This is a genomic window from Thermomonas mangrovi (assembly GCF_028201335.1).
Taxonomy (GTDB): Bacteria; Pseudomonadota; Gammaproteobacteria; order Xanthomonadales; family Xanthomonadaceae; genus Thermomonas; species Thermomonas mangrovi.
In genome coordinates this window covers 29,194-50,770 of the sequence record NZ_JAPEVV010000010.1, presented here as the reverse complement: position 1 = coordinate 50,770, position 21,577 = coordinate 29,194, and the positions used below count along the sequence as shown (strand labels likewise).

Genomic DNA, 21,577 nt, shown 5'->3' with positions numbered 1-21,577 from the left:
AACCTCCCCCATTCATCCAGCCGGCGGGTCGCCGGGGGGACGCAGGTAGCGGCGGTCGTCGAAGGTCGCGCACCAGTGCGGGCGGTACACCACCACCAGCGCCATCGCGCCGCCGGACAGGAAGCCCTCGCCGAACATCATCGGCACCGCGCTGGCCAGGTAGACGCCGGGTTGGCCGACGTCGAGCCACGCCGATGCGCCGGCCTTGGCCAGCTGCGAGGCCAGCATCGAGAGGCCGCCGCCCAGGAAGCCGTTGACCAGCACGTAGACGAACAGGTTGGGCGGCAGGCGCGCCTGCTCGAAGCGGAACAGCGCACGGGCGACAAGTACCGGCACCACGCCGCAGGCGAGGAAATCCGGCCCCCACCCCAGCCATGCGGTCTCGCCGACCCAGGCCAGCAGGCTGGCCACGGCCAACGCCCACAACGCGAAGCCGGGGCCGAACATCAGGCTGGCGATCGCCGCACCGAGGAAATGCAGGCTGCTGCCGGCCAGCGCATCGGCGTTGAACCAGCGCAACGCCGCCAGGCCGAAGGTCGCCAGCAGGAGCACGCGCTGCGCTTCGCGGTCGCCCTCCAGCTTGTGCCAAGGCAGGCGTCGCGCGGTGGAGGCGAGGACCACCGCGGAGGCCGCCAGCGCGGCGACCTGCACCGCCTCCGGCACGCCGGCGTTCATCCGCCCGCGTCCGCCTCCCCGTAGCCGCGATCGGCGCCGATGCTGGTGCGCACCTGGAACAGCTCGGGGAAGAAGGTGAGGTCCAGCGCGCGCTTGAGGAAGTCGACGCCCGACGACCCGCCGGTGCCGCGCTTGAAGCCGATGATCCGCATCACCGTGCGCATATGGCGGAAGCGCCAGAGCTGGAACTGGGTCTCGAGGTCGACCAGGTCCTCGCACAGCGCGTATTCGCGCCAGTAGCGGCCGGTGTCCTCGTAGATGCGCTCGAACACCGGAAGCAGCGCCGGGTCGGCGACGTGCGGGGTCGACCAGTCGCGCTCCAGGCTGGAGGCCGGCACGGCATGGCCCCAGCGCGCGAGGTAGCGCAGGAATTCGTCGTACAGGCTCGGCGCCTGCAACACCGCCACCAGCACCGCGTGGGCCTCGGGATCGTGGCGGAAGACCTTGGCCATCCCCGCGTTCTTGTTGCCCATCAGGAACTCGACGGTGCGGTACTGCAGCGACTGGAAGCCCGACGAGGGCCCGAGGATCTCGCGGAACTCCATGTATTCGGAGGGGGTGAGGGTCTCGAGCACCGACCATTGCCCGGTCAGCTGATCCAGCACCCGCTTGCAGCGCGCGGCGACCTTGCCGAACTGCCACACGCGGTCGTGGCGCAGGTGCTCGACCGCTGCACTGAGCTCGTGGATCAGCAGCTTGAGCCACAGCTCGCTGACCTGGTGCTGGACGATGAACAGCATCTCGTCGTGGTGCGGCGGCTGCGACAGCGGCTGCTGGGCGGTCAGCAGCTGGTCGAGGCGCAGGTAGCCGCCATAGGTCAGGCGGCCGTCCAGGTCGACATGGATGCCGTCCTCGAGGGCGCGCAGGTTCTGGTCGTTGGCCATGGGCGCATTCTGGCACGCAGTCAGGCACGGGCGCCCCGGACATGCAGCTGTCACCAAAATGCCGCAAAATCGGGAGGCCGGTCCCGGGGGGACGGGCTTCCTTGGGGACAACAGAATGAAGCAGATCGCTCGGCGCCTCGGTGTGGCGCTCCTACTCGTGCTGGGTGCAGGCGCCGCGCAGGCGCAGAACGTCAGCCTCACCGGCGGCACCTACTCGCAGAACTTCGACACGCTGTCGAACACCGCCGGCTCCACCACCAACACGGCCCTGCCCACCGGCTGGCAACTGACCGAATCCGGCGGCGGGGCGCGCGACAACGAGCAGTACGCCGTCGACACCGGCAGCAGCAACACCGGCGACACCTACAGCTACGGCTCGGCCGGCAGCACCGAACGGGCCTTCGGCAGCCTGCGCAGCGGCACGCTCATCTCGATCTTCGGTGCCTGCTTCACCAACAACACCGGCGGGACCATTTCGAGCCTGGCGATCGCCTACACCGGCGAACAATGGCGCCTGGGCACCGCAGCGCGCGCCGACGGCCTCGGTTTCGAGTACAGCCTCGACGCCACCTCGTTGACGACCGGCGCCTGGACCAGCGTCGCCACGCTGAACTTCAGCACCCCGAATACCGCGACCACCGGCGCCAAGGACGGCAATGCCGCCGCCAACCGCACCGCCCTCAGCGACACCATCGGCAGCCTGTCGATCGCCAACGGCGCGAGCTTCTGCATCCGCTGGCTCGACGGCGATGCCTCCGGCGCCGACGACGGCCTGGCGGTCGATGACTTCAGCATCACCCCGAACGGCGGCCCCGGCCAGGTCGCGCTGAGCATCAACGACGTCACCCAGATGGAGGGCAACAGCGGCACCACGCTGATGACCTTCACCGTGTCGCTGTCGGCCCCGGCGGGCGCCGGCGGCGTGAGCTTCGACATCGCCACCGCGGACGGGACGGCGACCTCGCCCTCCGACTTCGAGGCCAAGTCGCTCACGGCGCAGACCATCCCGGCCGGGTCCACCAGCTACAGCTTCTCGGTCACCATCTACGGCGACACCGCGAACGAGCCGAACGAGGGCTTCTTCGTCAACGTCACCAACGTGACCGGCGCGGTGGTGACGCAAGGCCAGGGCCTCGGCTCGATCCAGAACGACGACATCACCATCGTCCCGATCCACGACATCCAGGGTGCTGGCCTGGGATCGCCGCTCAACGGCGCCAGCGTCACCACCGAGGGCATCGTCACCGCGCTGAAGTTCAACAACGGCTTCTTCCTGCAGACCGCCGACGCCGAGGTCGACGCGGACCCCGCCACCTCCGAGGGCATCTTCGTCTTCACCAGCACGGCGCCGCCCGCCGCCGCCGCGATCGGCAACCGGGTGCGGGTCACCGCCACGGTGTCCGAGTTCACCCCGGGCAGCAACCTCAACCAGCTGTCGATCACCGAACTGGTCTCCCCGTCGACGATCATCCAGCTCAGCAGCGGCAACCCGTTGCCTGCGCCCGTCGTGCTGGCCAGCGCCGACTTCAACGCGGCCTCCGACCCCGGCACCGCGGAAAAGTTCGAGGGCATGCGCGTGAGCGTGCCCGAGGCGACCGTGGTCGAAGGTTCCGAGGGCAACATCACCGAATCCAGCGCCACCGCGAGCAGCACCGGCGTGTTCCAGGTGGTGCTGGCGGGCGTCGGGCGGCCCTACCGCGAGCCCGGCATCGGGGTCATGGACGTGTTCCCGATCCCGCCCGGCAAGACCCCGCCGCTGTTCGACACCAACCAGGAACGCCTGATGGTCCGCAGCCGCGGCCAGGTGGGCGCCACTGCGGTCGCGCTGGACGCCGGCGCCACGGTGACCGGCATGGTCGGCGTGCTCGACTACTTCGCCGGCACCTGGGCGTTGCTGCCGGACAACGGCACGGTCGCCGTCGCCGGCGGCAAGACCGCGACCGCGGTCTCCGACCCGGGCACCGACGACGTCACCATCGCCGGCTTCAACCTGCTGCGCTTCTTCGATGAAGTGAACGACAGCAACGGTGCCCCGACCCTCACCGCTGCCGCGGTGGACAAGCGCCTGACCAAGACCTCCACCGCGATCTGCGACTACCTGAAGGCGCCCGACATCCTGGGCGTGGTGGAAGTCGAGAACCTGCGCGTCCTCGGCCTGCTGGCGGACCGCATCAACGCGACCTGCGGCCGCGCACCGACCTACGTGCCCTACCTGGTGCAGGGCAACGACCCGGGCGGTATCAACGTGGGCTTCCTGGTGAATACCCGCGACACCGGCGGCACCACGCCGACCCCGCGCGTCGAGGTGCTCGAAGTCACCCAGTACGGCAAGAACACGCTATTCACCAACCCGGACACCAGCACCGCGCTGCTCAACGACCGCCCGCCGCTGATGCTGCGCGCCGTCGTGCACGCCGACACCGGCGCCAGCTACCCGGTCACCGTGTTCGTCAACCACCTGCGCTCCCTCAACGGCATCGACGACACCTCGCCGGGCAGCAGCGGCTGGCCGACCGAGGGCGACCGCGTGCGCAACAAGCGCGCCCAGCAGGCGGTGTTCCTGGCCAACCTCGTGAACGACCGGCAGGTCGCGGATCCGAACGAGAAGATCGTGCTGGTCGGCGACTTCAACGCCTTCGAGTTCAACGACGGCTACGCCGACATCATGGGCATCGTGCGCGGCGACCAGGTGCCGGAGAACGAGGCGATCACCTGGGTGGCCAGCCCGGTGGCGACCCCGCTGGTGGATGGCAGCGACCTGATCGCCGATCCGGCGGAGCGTTACTCGTACGTCTTCGAGGGCAGCGCGCAGACGCTGGACCACGTGGTCGTCAACGAGGCGCTGGTGACCGACGCCGCCGTCTCCGACGCGATCATCGAGCACGCGCGCATCAACGCCGACTTCGGCGTGCACAACTTCGGCGTCGCCGGCACCGCGATCCGCACCTCCGACCACGACCCGGTCCGCCTCAGCATCCGCCTGGTCGCCGACTCCAGCGGCCCGGAGGTCGGTTACACGCTCACCCCCGCCGCGCCGGATGGCGACAACGGCTGGTACACCAGCGACGTGGGCGTGCACTGGACGGTGGTGGATCCGGAGACCACGGTGACCACCACCACCGGCTGCGAGGACAGCACGCTGTCCAGCGACACCGCCGGCGCGACCTACACCTGCAGCGCCACCAGCAGCGGCGGCACCACCAGCGTGACCACGGTGTCGATCAAGCGCGATGCCACCGCCCCGACGCTGGCGCCGACCGTCCCCGCCACGATCCTGGTGGGCGGCAGCTACAGCGCATCGCCGAACGCCAGCGACGCCACCTCGGGCATCGCGAACGCGGGCTGCGATCCGCTGGATACCAGCAGCACCGGCACCCGCTCGACGACCTGCACCGCGACCGACAATGCCGGCAACGTCGCCAGCGTCGTGCTCGACTACACGGTGACCACCACCTGCGCGAACGACGGCTATACCGGCACCAAGCTGCAGTGGTGCCAGAACATCTGCGAAAAGGGGTACACCGGCTCCACCCTGGAAAGCTGGATCCACCGCTGGACGAACCGCTACCGCGACCTGCCGTACTGCCTGGTGAACCCGCAGCCCAGCCTGCGCTGAACACGACCTCCGGGTCTGCAACACCCAGGGGGAGCGGCCAACCGCTCCCCTTTTTTTTGCAGCGCGCAACGGACCGCTAACGCCGCAACCGTATCATTCGCAACCAATGCACCAATGGGACGGCGAATGAGCCTCGCGGCCAGCTTCGAGATCGAATACCTGCAATACCTGAAGCCGGACGGCACCCTGTCCGGCCCGTTGCCGCCGGCGGTGGCGGATGCCGCGGCCTTGCTGCCGCTGTTCAAGCGGATGCTGTTCGTGCGCACCTTCGACACCAAGGCGATCGCCCTGCAGCGCACCGGCAAGCTGGGGACCTACGCGGCCTGCCTGGGCCACGAGGCGACCCATGTCGGGATCGGCACCTCGATGCGACCCGAGGACGTGTTCGCCCCCAGCTACCGAGAATACGGCGCGCAGTTCGAACGCGGCGTGCGCCCGCGCGAGGTGCTGCTGTACTGGGGCGGCGACGAACGCGGCAACGATTTCGCGGGGCCGCGCGGCGACTACCCGTGGTGCGTGCCGATTTCCACCCAATGCCTGATGGCGTCCGGCGCCGCGCTCGCATTCAAGTTGCGCGGCGAGCAGCGCGTTGCCGTCGCGACCTGCGGCGACGGCGGCTCGTCCAAGACCGACTTCTACGCCGCGGTGAACTCCGCCGGCGCGTATTCGCTGCCGCTGGTGCTGTGCGTGATCAACAACGGCTGGGCGATCTCGGTGCCGCGCAAGGCGCAGACCGGGGCGCAGACGCTGGCGCAAAAGGGGCTGGCCGGCGGCCTGCATTGCCTGCAGGTGGACGGCAACGACCTGGTCGCGGTACTGGAGGCGATGCGCCGAGCGCACGCGCGCGCACGCGCCGGCGAAGGCGGCAGCGTGATCGAGTTCCTCACCTACCGCCTGCACGACCACACCACCGCCGACGACGCCCGCCGCTACCGCGGCGAGGACGAGGTCAAGGCCGCATGGGAGAAGGAGCCGTTCCTGCGCCTGCGCAAGTTCCTCACCGATGCCGGCCTGTGGGACCAGGCGCAGGAAGACGCGTGGATCGAGGACTGCGGCCAGCGGGTCGATGTCGAGATCAATGCCTACTTGGAAACCCCGGTGCAGCCGGTGGAAGCGATGTTCGACTACCTCTACGGCGACATGCCGGCCGAGGTGCTCGCGCAACGCGAACAGGCCATCGCGCAGGAGGGACGCCCGTGAGCGACCAGCCCATTGCCCTGATCGAGGCGATCACCCAGGCGCTGGCCTACGAGCTGCGCAATGATCCGTCGGTGGTCGTGCTCGGCGAGGACGTCGGCGTCAACGGCGGCGTGTTCCGCGCCACCGCCGGCCTGTCGTCGACCTTCGGCCCCGAGCGCATCCTCGACACCCCGCTCGACGAAACCACGATCGCCGGCCTCACCGTGGGCATGGCGTCGCAGGGAATGAAGCCGGTCGCCGAGGCGCAGTTCGACGGCTTCATGTACCCGATGGTCGATTTCATCGTGTGCCACGCCGCGCGCATGCGTTACCGCACCCGGGGCCGCCTGACCTGCCCGATGGTGCTGCGCGTGCCATGGGGCGGCGGCATCCGCGCGCCGGAGCACCACAGCGAGGCGAACGAATCGATCTTCACCAACGTCCCGGGCCTGCGCGTGGTCATGCCGTCCTCGCCGCAACGCGCGTATGGCCTGCTGCTGGCCGCGATCCGCGACCCGGACCCGGTGATCTACATGGAGCCCAAGCGCATCTACCGGCAGTACAAGGAACTGGTGCCGGACGACGGCGAAGCCCTGCCGCTGGATGTGTGCTTCGTGCTGCGCGATGGCAGCGACGTGACCCTGGTGACCTGGGGCGCGCAGGTGAAGGAAACCCTGGAGGCCGCCGAGAAACTCGCCGCCGAGGGCATCAGCGCCGAGGTGATCGACGTCGCCACCCTGAAGCCGCTGGACTTCCCGACCATCGCCGAGTCGGTGGCCAAGACCGGCCGCTGCGTGATCGTGCACGAGGCGGCGAAGACCGCGGGCTTCGGCGCCGAAGTCGCGGCACGGATCGCCGAGGACTGCCTGTTCGACCTGCTGGCGCCGGTCGAGCGCGTCACCGGCTACGACACCCACATCCCGCTGTTCCGGCTCGAGATGAAGTACCTCCCGAGCGTGGACAAGATCGTCGCCGCCGCCAGGCGCGCGATGGCGCATTCCTGAGGATCCCGCATGTCCAAGAAATTCCTGTTGCCCGACCTCGGCGAGGGCCTGCCGGACGCCACCATCGTCGAGTGGTACGTCAAGGAAGGCGACACCATCCGCCTCGACCAGAACCTGGTCTCGATGGAAACCGCCAAGGCGGTGGTGGACGTGCCCTCGCCGGTCAGCGGCAAGGTCCTGAAACTGGCGGGCGCGGCCGGCGACGTGATCGTGACCGGCAGCATGCTCGCGGAATTCGAGGTCGATGCCTCGCTGCCGCAGCGCGCGGAAGGCCAGGACACCGGCCACCACCATGGCCCGCCCCCCTCTCCCGCCGCAACGAGCGCGGCGACCTCTCCCGCGGAGGGGAGCGGTGAAAAACCAGCCGATGCCGGGACCGTGGTCGGCGCGATGCAGGTCGGCACCGCCGTGCATGCCGAGGCCGCGATGGCGGTCGGTGGCGCCAAGGCGGTACCGGCGGTGCGCGCGATGGCGCGCAAGCTCGGCGTCGACATCGCGCGGGTGCGCGCCAGCGGGCCGGACGGCACGGTCACCATGCAGGACGTGAAGCATGCCGCCGCGGATGGCTCGGCGAAGGCCGGTACCGCGCGCCCCCTCCCCAGCCCTCCCCCGCAAGCGGGGGAGGGAGGAATGCGCGCAGCGCATTCGGGTGGGGGCACCCGCAGCACGCTGTCGCAGGCCGGCAAGCCGATGCGCACGCAGCCGCCGGGCGTGGCCGCGACCGGCCAGCCGGAGCAGCTCAAGGGCGTGCGCCGCAATATGGCGCGGGTCATGGCCGACGCGCATGCGCAGGTGGTGCCCACCACGCTGGTCGACGATGCCGACCTGCATGCCTGGCTCGGCCGCCAGGACATCACCGCGCGGCTGGTGCGCGCGGTCGTCGCCGCATGCAAGGCGGTGCCTGCGCTCAACGCCTGGTTCGACGGCGCGAACCTCACCCGCACCCTGCACCCGCACGTCGACATCGGCATCGCGGTGGACACCGACGACGGCCTGTTCGTGCCGGCGCTGCGCAATGCCGACATGCTCGACGCCAACGGCGTGCGTGGCGCGATCAAGCGCCTGCGCGCGCAGGTCGAGGATCGCTCGATCCCGCCGTCGGAGCTGTCCGGCTACACGATCTCGCTGTCCAACTTCGGCATGTTCGCCGGCCGCTACGCGACGCCGGTGGTGGTGCCGCCGTGCGTGGCGATCATCGGCGCCGGCAAGCTCTCGCACGACGTCGTCGCGGTGATGGGCGGCATCGGGGTGCACCGGCGCATGCCGATCTCGCTGACCTTCGACCATCGCGCCTGCACCGGCGGCGAGGCCGCGCGCTTCCTCGCCGCGCTGCTGGACGACCTGTCTGCGCCGAACTGAGGATGCTGCAGGCGCTGGTACCGATGCTGCGGGTGCCGGATGTGCCGGCGGCGGTGGCGTGGTACCGCGACGCGCTCGGCTTGGAATCGTGCTCTGATGGCAGCGAGGGCTGGGCTTTCCTGCAGCGCGACGGCATCGAACTGATGCTGTCCGCGTTCAACGCGCACGAAGGCGACTGCGTGCCCGCCTTCACCGGCTCGCTGTACCTGCGTTGCGACGACGTCGATGCCTGGTGGCAACGCTTGAAGGATCGCGCCAGGGTCTGCTATCCGCTCGAAGCCTTCGACTACGGGATGCGCGAGTTCGCGATTTACGACTTGAACGGTTTCCTGTTGCAGTTCGGCACGCCAATCAGCGGGAGCGCGCCATGAGCCATCGCAGCCGCCTGTCCGGCTTCATCATCGACTGCAAGACCGACGACCTCGATGCCGCGACCGACTTCTGGGCGCGTGCGCTCGGCTGCAGCATCGCCGACCGCGAGGCGGGCGACGCGACCGCGGCCTACCAGATGCTCGGCGACACGCCGGGCGAGCTGCACATCGAAGTGCAGCAGGTGGCGCATCCCTCGCGCGTGCACCTCGACATCGAGACCGACGACGTCGATGCCGAGGCGGACCGCCTGGAACGCCTTGGCGCGAAGAAGATCGCCTTCGTGAAGCGCTGGTGGGTGATGGAAGCCCCGACCGGGCAACGCTTCTGCGTGGTCAGGACCAAGTTCCCGGACCGCGGCGTGGCCTGGAACGACTGGGACTGATCAGCGCGGCTGCGAAAGCCCCGGCCAGCGACGCCGCAGCAGCACCGCGCCGGCGAGCACCCCCAGGAACACGCCATAGCCGACCGAGGTCGCCAGCACCTGCGGCCACAGGTGCCCGTGGCTGCGATCCGCGGCATCGAAGCTCAGGTGCAGGCTGGCGATGCAGGCGAGCACGGCCAGGGCCAGGGCGGCCACGTCGAAGCGGCGGCGCGCGGCGGTCCGCGGCTGGCGCGGGAACCACCAGTACAGCCAGCCCAGGATCAGGAACCACGGCGCGAACAGGACCAACGCCAGCAACGGCAGGCCAGCGAGGTCGCTCATCCGGGCCCGGCCGTGCCTTCGAGTTGCGCGGCGACGAACGCGGACAGCGCCGCGTTGACCTCGTCCTCGGTCACGCCCTCGCCCAGCATGAAATCGCTGGCGGCATCGCCCACTTCGCCCTGCTTGATCGCGGCCACGCGCTGGCCGGCATCGCGCGGCGAGGCGAAGCCGACGCTCTGCAGCAACACGCGCTCGCCCTGCACCAGCTTGAAGTAGAACTTGCCGTCGGCATCGCGGTACTGCTTGAACACCGGCAGCGCCGCGGCCTCGCGGCGCGACGGGGCGCCTGCCGCGACCACGGGGCTGGTGGACAGGTCGCGCAGGCCGACCGCCTCGCGCAGCTGCCGGAGCATCGGCGTGGCGTGCTGCACGCGCAGCCGCGCCGCGCCGTCGCGCAGGATCGCCTCGATCTCGCCCGGCTTCGCCATCAGCGCTTCGTAACGTTCGCGTAGCGGCGCGACTTCGGCATCGATGCGCTCGAACAGCTGCTGCTTTGCATCGCCCCAGCCGATGCCGTCGGCATAGGCCCGGGCGAACGCGGCGGTCTCCTCCTTCGAGGCGAACGCCTGGTAGAGCTGGAACAGCGCCGAGCCTTCGGTGTCCTTGCGCTCGCCGGGCGCGCGCGAGTCGGTGAGGATGCCGGCGATCAACTTCTTGAGTTCGGCGCGCGGCGCGAACAGCGGGATGGTGTTGTCGTAGCTCTTGCTCATCTTGCGGCCGTCGAGGCCGGGCAGGGTCGCCACCTGCTCCTCGATCGCCGCCTCGGGCAAGGTGAAGTGGTCGCCGTAGAGGTGGTTGAAGCGCTGGCCGAAGTCGCGCGCCATCTCGATGTGCTGCACCTGGTCGCGGCCCACCGGCACCTTGTGCGCGTTGAAGACCAGGATGTCGGCGGCCATCAGCACGGGGTACATGAACAGGCCCGCGCTGATCCCCGCGTCGTCGTCCTCGCCCTCGGCGCGGTTCTTGTCCACCGCGGCCTTGTAGGCATGCGCGCGGTTGAGCAAGCCCTTGCCGGCGACGCAGGTCAGCAGCCAGGTGAGCTCGGGGATCTCGGGGATGTCGGACTGGCGGTAGAACCAGACCTTGTCCGGTTCCAGCCCGCAGGCCAGCCACGCGGCGGCGATTTCCAGCGTGCTGCGCTGCACGCGCGCCGGGTCGCTCACCTTGATCAGCGCGTGGTAGTCGGCGAGGAAGTAGAAGCTCTCCACGCCGGGCGCCCGGCTGGCCGCGATCGCCGGGCGGATCGCGCCGACGTAGTTGCCGAGGTGCGGGGTCCCGGAGGTGGTGATGCCGGTGAGGACGCGGGTCTTGCTCATGCGCGGGGGGCTGTCCGAAGCGGCGCACAGTGTAACCGGCGGGCCACGCAACCCCGCCCGCCGCGGGCGCGCGTTGGCAGGCACGGTCCACCCACCCGGAGCCCTGCCATGACGCGCCCAATGCTGCTCGCCCTTGCCCTGCTCGCCGGCACCGCCTGCCTGCCCCTGCCGGCCCGCGACCTCGTCCGCCTCGACGTCGTCGATCGCGACGCCGCCACGGTCATGCCGCAATACGCGCATCGCGGCGATGCGTGGATCGCCGGCATCCCCGGGCATCGCTACGCGGTGCGCCTCGCCAACACCACCGGCGAACGCGTGCTGGTGGTGCTCTCGGTGGACGGGGTGAACGCGGTGACCGGCGAAACCGCGGCCCCGGGCCAGGCCGGCTACGTGCTCGGCCCGTGGGAAACCACGGAGATCGCCGGCTGGCGCAAGTCGCTGGACGATGTCGCCGAGTTCCTGTTCACCGACGTGCCGGACAGCTATGCCGCGCGCACCGGGCGCCCGGCCGACGTCGGGGTGATCGGCATCGCCGTGTTCCGCGAGGCCCCGCCCACCCCGCCGATCGTGCTGCAGGATGAGGCGCGGGCACAGGCCAAGGCATCGGCGCCCGCCGCGCGCGCCGAGGCCGCCACCGCCGATGCAGCAGCCGTGCCGCAACAACTTGGGACCGGCCATGGCCAGCGCGCGTGGTCGCCGGTGGGGCGCACCCACTTCGTACGCGCAAGCCGCAGCCCGGTGCAGCTGCGGCAACTGCGTTACGACGACGCGGAAAGCCTGGCCGCGCGCGGCATCCTGCCCCGGCCCTGGATTGCCGAACACCGGCCGACCGCCTTCCCCGGCGCCTTCGTCGCCGACCCGCCCGGCGAGTGATCCCGCAAACGACACGGGCCCGCTTGCGCGGGCCCGTGCATGCCGCCATCGGCGGTCAGGTGATCAGCACTTCATGTCCTTGCATTGCTCGGCGGTCTTCTCGACCTTCTCGCCGACCTTCTGCACGTCCTTGCCGGCACCCGCGATGGTGTTGCAACCCGCCAGCAGGGCCAAGCCCATCGCCAGCACCACGATCTTCGCAGTCATCCGCAGCATCTTCGTCACCCTCTGGCAGTCCGTAAGCGACCACGTTCAGCTTAGCGAAGACGCCGCCACGCGCGCAATCGGCGGCCCGGTACGACAACGGGCCGGGAAAGTCCCGGCCCGCACCGCCTCCATGCGGCTGGTTGTCCGTCCTGGGAAGACCGATCAGGACCTCAGCACTTGCCGTCCTTGCAATCCTGGGCCTTCTCTTCGACCTTCTCGCCGGCCTTCTGCACGTCCTTGCCGGCGCCCGCGACGGTATTGCAGGCGGTCAGGGCGGACATCGAGAACGCGGCCAGCAGCAACAGGGATGCGATGCGCTTCATGGGGGAACTCCTCGGGGGTTGGGGTCGGATCTGCCGGACGCCGTGCGCCCGCCCGACCATGAAACGCACCCCCCCGTGAAGCGCGCGTGCAAGCGCGCAACCGCGCATGAACGGCAATGCGATGCCTCAGTCGCGCATCAGCGTCGACTTGCCGAACAGGCTCTCCACCAGGTCCACGGCCAGCCTCGCGGTGGCGTTGCGACGGTCCAGCGCCGGGTTGACCTCGACCAGGTCGAGCGACCCGAGTTGCCCGGTGTCGGCCACCATCTCCATGATCAGCTGCGCCTCGCGGTAATTCACGCCGCCCGGGACGCGGGTGCCGGTGCCGGGCGCGATCGACGGGTCCAGCATGTCGACGTCGAAGCTGACGTGCAGGTGGGTGTCGGCATCGACGCCCTCCAGCGCTTCTTCCAGGGTGCGGCGCATGCCGACCTCGTCGATGTAGCGCATGTCGTAGATGTCGAGGCCGTATTCCTTCACCAGCCGCTTCTCGCCCGGGTCCACCGAGCGGATGCCGATCTGCCGCACCTGGTCCGGGGTGATCGCCGGCACGTGGCCGCCGAGGCCGGTCAGCGGCGCCGGGCCCAGCCCGCACAGGCAGGCGACCGGCATCCCGTGGAGGTTGCCGCTCGGGGTGATGTCGCGGGTGTTGAAATCGGCATGCGCATCCAGCCAAAGCACGCGCAGCTTGCGGCCGGTGGCGCGGCAATGCGCGGCGACCGCGGCGATCGAGCCCATCGCCAGGCAATGGTCGCCGCCCAGCAGGATCGGCATGCGCCCGGCCTGCAGCTCACGGGTGCTGGCCTCGAACACGGCGCGGTTCCAGGCGACGACTTCGTCGAGGTGGCGATAGCCGTCCACCGGTGGGCTGGTCGGGTTGCGCGGCCCCTGCACGTCGCCGGCATCGCGCACGTCCACGCCGCGCGCGGCGATGGCCTCGACCAGTCCGGCCACGCGCAAGGCCTCGGGGCCCATCGAGGCACCACGCCGCGAGGCGCCGATGTCGGTGGGGACGCCGAACAGGGTCACGGGCGGATAGCGTCGGCTCATCGCGGTTCCTTCGTCGTGGAGGCGCCGCGGACGGGTCCACGCGGGCGCGGGCAACTGGTGCCGCTTATCCGATTTGAACGGATGACCTACCGCTTACAAGGCGGTTGCTCTACCAGCTGAGCTAAAGCGGCGCTGGCCGGGATTCTAGCCTGTCGTGCCACGGGCCGCCCCGCGCATCAGCGCAGGGTGTCGCAGGCCACCGGCCGCGAGGGACCGAACGCGGCGACCGCCGCGCGATCGGCATGCGCCGACAGGCGCACGTCGAGCCACCATTGCGCCGGGCTGCCGCCCAGCGGCGAGGCCTGCGCCGGGAAGCCCTTGGCGCGCAGTTCGGCTTCGCGCCGGCGCGCCGCCTCTTCGCCGCCGAACCGGCCGAGCGCGATGCTGTTGGCCTCCGGACCTTCGCCCATCACGTAGAGGTCGTTGATGCCGGCGGCCTTGATGCGCTCGGCGAGGGCCACCGCGGCCTCGCGGCTGGGTTGCGCCGGAAGCATGACCCGCCAGCCGCGCGCGGGCCGGGCGGCCTGTTCGCGATCGACCAGTTGCAGCGCCGACGCCAACGCCGGGCGCAATGCGTCGCGCGCGGCGGCATCGGCGAACGGACCGAAGCTCAGGCAGGCCTCGCCGGGTGCGGACGCAGGCGCGGCCACCGCGACGGTCGGCGAGCCTGCCGGCGGTGCTTCAGCCACGCCGGGCGGCGTCGCGACCGGTGGCGGCACAGGCGGTGGTGCTTCGGCCACGAGGCGCAGGCCGGGCACGCCTTCGATGTCCCGCGACGCGCTGGCCGGCGCGGGTGCGGGCCCGCCCGCCCACAGCCACCACGCCCCGACCCCGAGGTTGAGGACCAGCAAGACCAGGATCGCGGCGCGCAGGAACATGCCGCGAGTTTATGCGAAGGCCAGCGCGTGCCAGCGCGCGAGCCCGCGCAGCACGGCATCCGGCACCCAGTCGTGCGCGGGCAGCAACGGGCGCAGCGTTGCCGCGCCGCCACCGTGCAGGCGCAGCGCCGGCGCGGCACCGAGCAAGGTCGTGGCCTGCGCCAGGCTGCGCTCGACCAGCGCGATCGCCGCGCCTTCGCAGCCCGAGGCCAGGGCCGGCGCGGTGTCGTCGGCGAATTCGGCGTAGGCACCTCCCGCCTCCGGCAACACCGCCGCACGCGCATGCAGGGCCTCGCGCATCAGTCGCGGCGAGGGCGCGATGCGGCCGCCGCGATGGCCGCCAGCGGCATCCAGCACGTCGATGGTCAACGCGGTGCCGATGCCGACCACCAACGCCGGCCCGGAGCCGCAGGCATCGAGCAGGGCGAGGAAACGATCCACGCCTAGGTGGGCGGGCACGGGATAGGCGATGCGCAACGGGCCAAGGCGCGGCTGCGTGTGCACCCGGTGGATACGCGCGAAACGGGTGGACAGCGCATCCAGCAGCGCCACCCGGCGCTCCTCGCTGGCCACGCTGGCCACGCAGGCGACATCGCCCCGCGGTAGCGCGCGCAGCCAGTCGCCAGCCGCATCATGGGCGATCGCCCGGGGCTCGCCGGGCAGGCCATCGGTACCCACCTCGGCGTATTTCAAGCGCGTGTTGCCGAGGTCGAACACCCAGGTGCTCATGCGCGCACGCTCACGTCGGCCGCGTGCACGCGGCGCTCGTGGCCATCGCCCATGCGCACCCGCAGCGCGCCGTCCTCGGCGATGCCGAGCGCCTGCGCCTCCCATGTGGAGGCCGCGTCGTGCACGCGCACGCCGCGTCCGGCGAGCGCATCGTGCACGGCATAGCGCGGCAGGAAGGGCGCGAGGCCGTCGGCGTCGAAACGCGCCAGCGCCGGCAGCAACGCGTCCAGCACGGCGGCGACGACCGCATTGCGCGAGACCCCGGCCTGCATCGCCGCGAGATCGATCCAGGGCTGGTCGATGCCGGCGCCCACCGCCCCAGGCATGCGCACGTTGAGGCCAAGGCCGATCACCGCGCGCGCCACGCCACCGGCCTCGCCGCCGCCTTCGACGAGCAATCCGCCGAGCTTGCGCAGGCCGTGGCCATCGTCGACGACCAGGTCGTTCGGCCACTTCAGCGCAACGCGCCCGAAACCAAGGTCGTGCAATGCGTCGCAGGCGGCGATCCCGGCGACCAGGCTCAGCCCGCCCAGGCGCGCCAGTCCGCCGTCGAACTGGCGGGCCACCGAGAGATAGACATGCGCGCCCAGCGGCGATTGCCAATTGCGGCCGCGTCGCCCGCGACCGCCGGTCTGGCGCTCGGCGAGCAGCACCGCGCAGCCGTCCACCGGCGCCCCGCGCCGCAGCAGTTCGCTGTTGGTGGAGTCGAGCGTCCATGCCACCTCCAGCGACGCCAGCTGGAGGTGCGCTGTCGGCGCCATCGCGGCACGGATCGCTGCGGCGTCCAGCCAGTTGGGCGGATCGCGCAAGGCATAGCCGCGTCCGGGCACGGCCTCGACCACGACGCCGGCGGCGCGCAAGGCTTCGATGCGCTTCCACACCGCGGCGCGGGTCTGCCCGGCCTCGCGGGCGAGCGCATCACCGCTCACCGGGCCGGCCGCCAGTCGCTGCAGCAGCGTGCGTTCGGCGTGCGCGTCGCTCACCGCGACCAACCGCGATGCAGCCGATGCAACAGGCGCGCCCGTTCGAAGCGCGACTCGGTGCCCTGCCGCAGGCGCTGCAGGTTGGCGCGGTGGGTAAAGGCGATGAAGAGCGCCGCAAACATGGAGAACCACAGCCGCGCGGGCTCGGCGTCGGTGCCCCACGCGAGCACCGGCAGGGCCAGCGCGGCGAGCACGGTCGACAACCCGACGTAACCGGTGGCGACCAGCACCAGCATCCACACCGGCAGCAGCACGCCGATTGACCACGGCCACAGCATCAACAGGCCGCCGACCGCGGTCGCCGCGCCCTTGCCGCCGCGGAAGCCGTGCCACAGCGGCCACACATGGCCGACCACCGCGCAGGCCGCGGCGGCATAGCCATGCGCGGTCACGTCGAACGCCTGGCCCAGCGGCGCGAAGCGCAGCGCGAGCCACGCCGCCAGCGCGCCCTTGCCGAGGTCGATCGCGACCACCCCGAGCGCGAAGCGCCAGCCGAGGGTGCGCAGGGCATTGGTGCCGCCGGCGTTGCCGCTGCCGTGGCGACGGATGTCAACCCCGCGCAGGCGACCGAGCAGCAGGCTGCCGGACACCGACCCCAGCAGGTAAGCGCACAGCAGCAGCAGGACGGTCAAGGCGATCGGGGGCATGCCGGTGATGATAATCGCGCCGCGTCAGCGCCCGGTCATCGCGGCAGGCGGGGCCTGCGCACTCAGGCCGCGTCCGGGGCCGGCTGCAGGCCGACCACCAGCGTGCCGGGCCCCGCGTGCGCACCCACCGCCGGACCCACTTCGACCAGGTGCGCCTCGACCACCGGCAAGCGCGTGCGCAAGGCCGCGAGCAGGCGCTCGCCATCCGCGGGTGCATCCGCATGCCCGACGATCAGCCGCCAGCCGCTGGCCACGGGCGCGCGTCGTGCAACGTAACGGGCGAAGGCTTCCGACGCACGGCCACGGGCCAACAGCCCGCCGGCCACGCCGAGGGTGCCGTCCCCGCGCACCTTGGCGATCGGCAGCAGGCCGCTCCAGCGCACCATCGGCCCCGCCCAGCGCGGGATCCGCCCACCGCGCACCGCGTGCGAGATGTCGCGCGCCATCGCCCACGTGGTGGTCAATGGCTTGAGCCGCGCAATCTCCGCGAGGATCTCCGCAGTCCCGGCGCCGGCGTCGGCCAGTTCGCCGGCCCGCCACGCCAGCAGGGCCTGGCCCGCGCTCACGTGTCCGCTGTCGAGGCAGGCCGGTGGTTTTGGCTGCGCGCGCGCGGCGGTCTCCGCGGCCTGCAGGGTGCCGGACAAGGGCCGCGACAAGCCGACATAGACCGCGCCGGACTGGTGCGCCAGCACGTGCTCGAACACCCGGCGGAAGTCGCCGGGCGGCGGCTGGCTGGTCTTCGGCAATTGCGCGCTCGCCGCCATGCGCCGGTAGAACGCGCCGGCGGTGAGGCCAAGGCGGTCGAGGTAGTCGCGGCCGTCCAGGCTCACCCGCACCGGGACGACGTGGATGCCGAGGCGGTCGGCCAGCAAGCCCGGCAGGTCGGCCGCGCTGTCGGTGACGATCGCCACCCGGGTCGGCGACTCCGCGCTCCGCTGCTGCTGCAGCATGTCGTCGGCCTTCATCGACTCGACCTGGCCATGCAGCGCGCAGGCATCGAACAGCGCCTGCGGGCTGCCGACATGGCCATGCACGCGCACCCGCGTGCGGCTGCCGGCGACGACCAGGGAATCGACGCCCAGCGCCACCAGCGCCGCCTGCAACGCCTGGCGGTCGATCGCATCGCCCAGCACCAGGCATTCGGTGCAGTAGCGGCAATCGGGATCCACATCTTCGTGCAGGTGCGCGATCTCCGCGCCGGCATCGTTCGCCGCGGCGGGCGCGGCCTGCATGCGCATCGCGCGCGGGCCGCCCTCGACGTATTCGGCGATGCCTTCCAGCCAGTCGACGAAGCCGCGCGCGCCGGCATCGACCACCCCGGCCTTCTGCAACACCGGCATCTGCCGCGGCGTATCCGCCAGTGCGTGGCGCGCCCGTTGCAATGCGCGGGTGAAGCCGGTGCGTGGATCGTCGCTGCTGGCCTGGCCCGCGGCCTCGTCGAGCGCATCGGCGAACGCGGAGATGACGCTGAGGATGGTCCCCTCCACCGGCTTGGCCAGTGCGCTGCGCGCACTGTCCGCGCCCCGTCGCACCGCGGCGGCCAGCGCCCGCGCGTCCAGCACGGGGGCGTTGCGCGCCTGCTCGGCCAGGCCGACGAGGAACTGCGCCATGATCGCGCCGGAATTGCCGCGCGCGCCATCGATGGCGTCGTTGCCGATGCGCGCGAGCAGTTCGCCGATGTGCCGGCTGCGCCGGCTCAACGCACCCTGCAGCACGTTGCCGAGGGTCGAGGCGAGGTTGTTGCCGGTATCGCCGTCGGGCACCGGGAACACATTGATGCGATTGAGCTCGTCGCGCGCGGCGATGACCCGGCGCGTACCGGCGATCATCGCGCGGCGCAGCGCGGCGGCGGTGACGGCGGGAGCGGGCGTGGACTGGGCGGCATCCATGCGGCGAAGTCTGCGCGATCCGCGCCACGGGGCCTGTTGCGATGCACCATGCAACCTTTTCCGTTCAGGCTGCATCCACGCTATAGTCCGTGTTGGGATCATGCCTCCAAAGCGTGCCCGTCCTCCTCTCTGGTGACCCGCATGTCGCTGTCCGCCCGCCGCTTCCGCCTGGCCCTGGTCTGCATCGCGCTGCTGTGCGCCAGCGGCGTCGCCGCCGCCACGGATGGACGCCACCTGTCGGCCGATGGCGCCGGCAGCTGCCCGGACGGGGAAACCGCGACCGCCACCGACGCCGATCGGGTCGAGGATCCGGAGGCCGATCCGGCCGCGGCGAACGCCGCGCGCAGGACCCCGAAGGCGAAGCCGGCCGTTGCGCCGCGCGCCACCGGCACGCGTCCTGCCGCGCCGCGCTGGCACAGTTTCCTGCCCGGGATGTTCCGCTGAGCGAGGCCGGCACCACGCCGGCCCGCCCGCACCCGCGATGATCTGGCCGTTCCGGCGGCGCAACACTGCGCCCGACCTCGATCCTGCGCTCTGGCGCCAGGCCGCCGCCGGCCTGCCCTGGCTGCGCACGCTGGACCCCGCGCGCGACCAGCGCTTGCAGGCGCTGGTCGCCGCCTTCCTCGCCGGCAAGGCGATCACCCCGCTGCGCGGGCTGCGCCTGAACGACGTGCAGCGCCTGCGCCTGGCGATGCTGTGCTGCCTGCCGTTGCTCGAGTTCGGACGCGAGGGCCTGCACGGCTGGCGCGAACTGCTGGTCTACCCGGACGCCTTCCGGGTGCAGCGCAGCCACCAGGACGCGCATGGCGTGCTGCACGAATGGGACGACGACATGATCGGCGAGGCGTGGGAGCACGGCCCGGTCATCCTGTCCTGGGCCGACGTGCGCGCCGACATCGCCGCACCGCGCGACGGCTTCTGCGTGGTCGCCCACGAGATCGCGCACAAGCTGGATGCGCTGGACGGCGCGATGGACGGCACCCCGCCGCTCCCGCGCGACTGGCAGCTGCAATGGGCCTCCGACTTCCAGCGCGCCTACGACGCGCTGTGCGCGCGGGTCGATGCCGGCGACGACAGCCCGATCGACGACTATGCGACCGAATCCCCGGAGGAGTTCTTCGCGGTCTGCACCGAGTACCACTTCAGCGATCCCGCGCGACTGCGCGACGCCATGCCCGAGGTTGCGGCGCACCTGCAGCGGTTCTACGGAGCGCCATTGCTCGCATAAAGCGGCTGGCACGCATGGCAGCCATGCGGCCTGCGCCTTGGGGCATGGCTTCGAGCGGGCCAGGGATGGCCCGCGGCCGCGACATCAGTCGTGGATGACTGGATAGAGCGGCGAAGCCATGCCCCAAGGCGCAGGCCGCGTGGTCGCAGCATCGATGCGTGCGCGGTCAGAGTCCCGGCGGCAGCACGATCTCGAACTTCGCGCCGCCAAGCTCCGCCGAACGCGAGACGTGCAGCTCGCCGCGATAGCTCTTGACGATGTCCTGCACGATCGCGAGGCCAATGCCGTGGCCCTGCACCCGCTCGTCGCCGCGCACGCCACGCTGCAGCACATGCGCGATGCGGTCCTCGGCGATGCCGGGCCCATCGTCCTCGACCGCGATCGACAGGCCGGGCCGGCGACCGGCGCTCTCCGTGCCTTCGGCGATGGTCAGCAGGACACGCGCCCGCGCCCACTTGAACGCGTTTTCCAGCAGGTTGCCCAGCAACTCCTGCAGGTCGCCGACCTCGCCGTGGAAGCGGGCCTGCGGCGCGATCTCGAACTCGCACAGCACCCGCTTGCCGGCATACACCTTCTCCAGCCCGGTCACGATCTGCTCGGCGTGCGGCTCGATCTCGATCGGCGCGGCGAACAACTGGTGGCCGGAGCGCGCGGCGCGCGCCAGCTGGTAGGACACCAGGTCATTCATGCGCCGCAATTGGGTGTCAACTTCGACGCGCAACTCCGCCTCGCCGGCGCCGCTGTCCAGCCGCGTGCGCATCACCGCCAGCGGCGTCTTCAGGCTGTGCGCGAGGTCGGCGAGCGTGTTGCGCTGGCGGTCCAGGTTCTCGCGCTCGCTCTCGATGAACGCATTGATGCTGGCGGTCAGCGGTTCCAGCTCGCGCGGATGGGCTTCGCTCATGCCGGACGCGTGGCCGGCCTGGACGCGCTTGAGGTCGGCGATCACATCGCGCAGCGGACGCAGGCTCCAGCGCAGCACGAGCATCTGCAGCAGCAGCAGGACGAGGCCCGCACCGCCCAGGTTGAGCCAGAGCGCGGAGCGGAACGCCCCAAGCTGCCGGCCGAGCGCGGTGGTGTCCTCCAGTACATAGACGGCGTACGGCACCTCGGTGCCGTCGGCGCGAGTCGCGTCGACCAGGCCGATCCCGTAGCGGTAGACCTCGCCCGCCTCGCCATTGATCTGGGTGAGCGGCAACGGCCCTTCGAAGACCTGTTGGCGCGCAGCGAGCATCGAGGCCGGCGGCAGGCGCGGCCCTTGCGCGGACTCCGACTCCCAACGCCGGCTCGGCAGCACGATCTGCGCATACAGCCCGCTACCCGGGCGCTTGAAGCGCGGGTCGGGCGGGTCGTACGGCGGGATGACGCTGCCGTCGCGGGCGAAGTCGCTGCTGGCGTAGGCAAGCGCATAACTGTGCAGGCGCTCGCGCATGCCGCTCTGCGCGGTGCTGAGGAACGCGCGGTCCAGCGCGAAACCGGCCAGCGCGAGGAACGCCACCAGGCCCAGGCTTGCCGCCCACAACTGGCGCGACTGCAGCGAACGGGGCTGGGCGATGCGCAAACGACGCGGGCGCGGCTGGTCGGCCGCGCCCGTGGGCTTCGGGGGATCGACGGCGGGCGCCGGGGTCATGCGCGGGACGCGCGACCAGCGGCGGGCCTCACGCG

21 protein-coding genes, 1 tRNA gene and 1 pseudogene are annotated in these 21,577 nt (G+C 71.2%); 9 read left to right on the top strand and 14 right to left on the bottom strand.

What is annotated here, in order from left to right; all coding sequences use genetic code 11:
* Positions 1 to 12: 12 nt before the first annotated feature.
* On the bottom strand, positions 13 to 675 hold the full coding sequence (locus ON759_RS13630) for an energy-coupling factor ABC transporter permease (protein ID WP_271680943.1): 663 nt from the start codon (positions 673 to 675) through the stop codon (positions 13 to 15).
* Positions 672 to 1,559: a tryptophan 2,3-dioxygenase gene (locus tag ON759_RS13625; RefSeq protein ID WP_271680942.1), complete on the bottom strand. Its 888-nt coding sequence runs from the start codon at positions 1,557 to 1,559 to the stop codon at positions 672 to 674. Before ON759_RS13625 ends, ON759_RS13630 begins: the two co-directional genes overlap by 4 nt.
* Positions 1,560 to 1,674: 115 nt before the next feature.
* On the opposite strand from ON759_RS13625, the gene ON759_RS13620 reads away from it, so the two are divergent.
* From ON759_RS13620 to ON759_RS13595, 6 genes are all read left to right on the top strand, one after another.
* Positions 1,675 to 5,175, top strand: coding sequence for a Calx-beta domain-containing protein (locus tag ON759_RS13620; protein ID WP_271680941.1), 3,501 nt, complete (start codon positions 1,675 to 1,677; stop codon positions 5,173 to 5,175).
* A 126-nt stretch (positions 5,176 to 5,301) separates the two neighbouring features.
* Positions 5,302 to 6,375, top strand: a complete 1,074-nt coding sequence (gene pdhA / locus ON759_RS13615; protein WP_271680940.1) for a pyruvate dehydrogenase (acetyl-transferring) E1 component subunit alpha — start codon at positions 5,302 to 5,304, stop codon at positions 6,373 to 6,375.
* Positions 6,372 to 7,358, top strand: coding sequence for a transketolase C-terminal domain-containing protein (locus tag ON759_RS13610; protein ID WP_271680939.1), 987 nt, complete (start codon positions 6,372 to 6,374; stop codon positions 7,356 to 7,358). Before pdhA ends, ON759_RS13610 begins: the two co-directional genes overlap by 4 nt.
* Before the next feature lie 9 nt (positions 7,359 to 7,367).
* Positions 7,368 to 8,717 carry a dihydrolipoamide acetyltransferase family protein gene (locus ON759_RS13605; RefSeq protein WP_271680938.1) on the top strand — a complete coding sequence of 450 codons (1,350 nt, stop codon included), beginning with the start codon at positions 7,368 to 7,370 and terminating at the stop codon, positions 8,715 to 8,717.
* 2 nt (positions 8,718 to 8,719) lie between these two features.
* Positions 8,720 to 9,088, top strand: a complete 369-nt coding sequence (locus tag ON759_RS13600; RefSeq protein ID WP_271680937.1) for a VOC family protein — start codon at positions 8,720 to 8,722, stop codon at positions 9,086 to 9,088.
* On the top strand, positions 9,085 to 9,471 hold the full coding sequence (locus ON759_RS13595) for a VOC family protein (RefSeq protein WP_271680936.1): 387 nt from the start codon (positions 9,085 to 9,087) through the stop codon (positions 9,469 to 9,471). Before ON759_RS13600 ends, ON759_RS13595 begins: the two co-directional genes overlap by 4 nt.
* Here ON759_RS13595 and ON759_RS13590 read toward each other — a convergent pair whose 3' ends face one another.
* Together ON759_RS13590 and ON759_RS13585 are read right to left on the bottom strand one after the other, a co-directional pair.
* Positions 9,472 to 9,792 (bottom strand): hypothetical protein, encoded by a 321-nt coding sequence (locus ON759_RS13590; RefSeq protein WP_345780555.1) that lies wholly within the window; start codon positions 9,790 to 9,792, stop codon positions 9,472 to 9,474.
* A gap of 5 nt (positions 9,793 to 9,797) precedes the next feature.
* A pseudogene (locus tag ON759_RS13585) lies at positions 9,798 to 11,108 on the bottom strand (tryptophan--tRNA ligase); the annotation flags it as partial.
* Positions 11,109 to 11,216: 108 nt separating this feature from the next.
* Here ON759_RS13585 and ON759_RS13580 point away from each other — a divergent pair.
* Positions 11,217 to 11,981 (top strand): hypothetical protein, encoded by a 765-nt coding sequence (locus ON759_RS13580; protein WP_271680934.1) that lies wholly within the window; start codon positions 11,217 to 11,219, stop codon positions 11,979 to 11,981.
* Between the two features lie 63 nt (positions 11,982 to 12,044).
* On the opposite strand, the gene ON759_RS13575 is transcribed toward ON759_RS13580, so the two are convergent.
* The 9 genes from ON759_RS13575 to ON759_RS13535 form a co-directional block, all read right to left on the bottom strand.
* A complete protein-coding gene (locus tag ON759_RS13575) occupies positions 12,045 to 12,161 on the bottom strand; it encodes an entericidin A/B family lipoprotein (protein ID WP_271680950.1) in 117 nt (38 codons plus the stop codon).
* A 197-nt stretch (positions 12,162 to 12,358) separates the two neighbouring features.
* Positions 12,359 to 12,511: an entericidin A/B family lipoprotein gene (locus ON759_RS13570; RefSeq protein WP_271680933.1), complete on the bottom strand. Its 153-nt coding sequence runs from the start codon at positions 12,509 to 12,511 to the stop codon at positions 12,359 to 12,361.
* A 126-nt stretch (positions 12,512 to 12,637) separates the two neighbouring features.
* Positions 12,638 to 13,561, bottom strand: coding sequence for an arginase (rocF, locus tag ON759_RS13565; RefSeq protein ID WP_271680932.1), 924 nt, complete (start codon positions 13,559 to 13,561; stop codon positions 12,638 to 12,640).
* 55 nt (positions 13,562 to 13,616) lie between these two features.
* Positions 13,617 to 13,692 (bottom strand) — tRNA-Thr (locus ON759_RS13560).
* A 45-nt stretch (positions 13,693 to 13,737) separates the two neighbouring features.
* Positions 13,738 to 14,439: an SPOR domain-containing protein gene (locus ON759_RS13555; protein WP_271680931.1), complete on the bottom strand. Its 702-nt coding sequence runs from the start codon at positions 14,437 to 14,439 to the stop codon at positions 13,738 to 13,740.
* Between the two features lie 9 nt (positions 14,440 to 14,448).
* Positions 14,449 to 15,168: a type III pantothenate kinase gene (locus ON759_RS13550; protein WP_271680930.1), complete on the bottom strand. Its 720-nt coding sequence runs from the start codon at positions 15,166 to 15,168 to the stop codon at positions 14,449 to 14,451.
* On the bottom strand, positions 15,165 to 16,151 hold the full coding sequence (gene birA / locus ON759_RS13545; protein ID WP_271680929.1) for a bifunctional biotin--[acetyl-CoA-carboxylase] ligase/biotin operon repressor BirA: 987 nt from the start codon (positions 16,149 to 16,151) through the stop codon (positions 15,165 to 15,167). The genes ON759_RS13550 and birA overlap by 4 nt, the downstream gene beginning before the upstream one ends.
* The gene (gene plsY, locus ON759_RS13540; RefSeq protein WP_271680928.1) at positions 16,148 to 16,798 is read right to left on the bottom strand and encodes a glycerol-3-phosphate 1-O-acyltransferase PlsY; all 651 of its coding nucleotides are present in this window, start codon (positions 16,796 to 16,798) and stop codon (positions 16,148 to 16,150) included. Before plsY ends, birA begins: the two co-directional genes overlap by 4 nt.
* Before the next feature lie 62 nt (positions 16,799 to 16,860).
* On the bottom strand, positions 16,861 to 18,687 hold the full coding sequence (locus tag ON759_RS13535; protein WP_271680927.1) for a DegV family protein: 1,827 nt from the start codon (positions 18,685 to 18,687) through the stop codon (positions 16,861 to 16,863).
* A 141-nt stretch (positions 18,688 to 18,828) separates the two neighbouring features.
* Here ON759_RS13535 and ON759_RS13530 point away from each other — a divergent pair, with 141 nt between their 5' ends.
* A complete protein-coding gene (locus ON759_RS13530; RefSeq protein ID WP_271680926.1) occupies positions 18,829 to 19,131 on the top strand; it encodes a hypothetical protein in 303 nt (100 codons plus the stop codon).
* A gap of 37 nt (positions 19,132 to 19,168) precedes the next feature.
* Entirely contained in the window at positions 19,169 to 19,915 is a 747-nt protein-coding gene (locus ON759_RS13525; protein ID WP_271680925.1) for a M90 family metallopeptidase, read from the top strand.
* Between the two features lie 166 nt (positions 19,916 to 20,081).
* Here the strand turns inward: ON759_RS13525 and ON759_RS13520 are convergent, their stop codons facing one another.
* Entirely contained in the window at positions 20,082 to 21,542 is a 1,461-nt protein-coding gene (locus ON759_RS13520) for an ATP-binding protein (RefSeq protein WP_271680924.1), read from the bottom strand.
* Positions 21,543 to 21,577 lie beyond the last annotated feature (35 nt).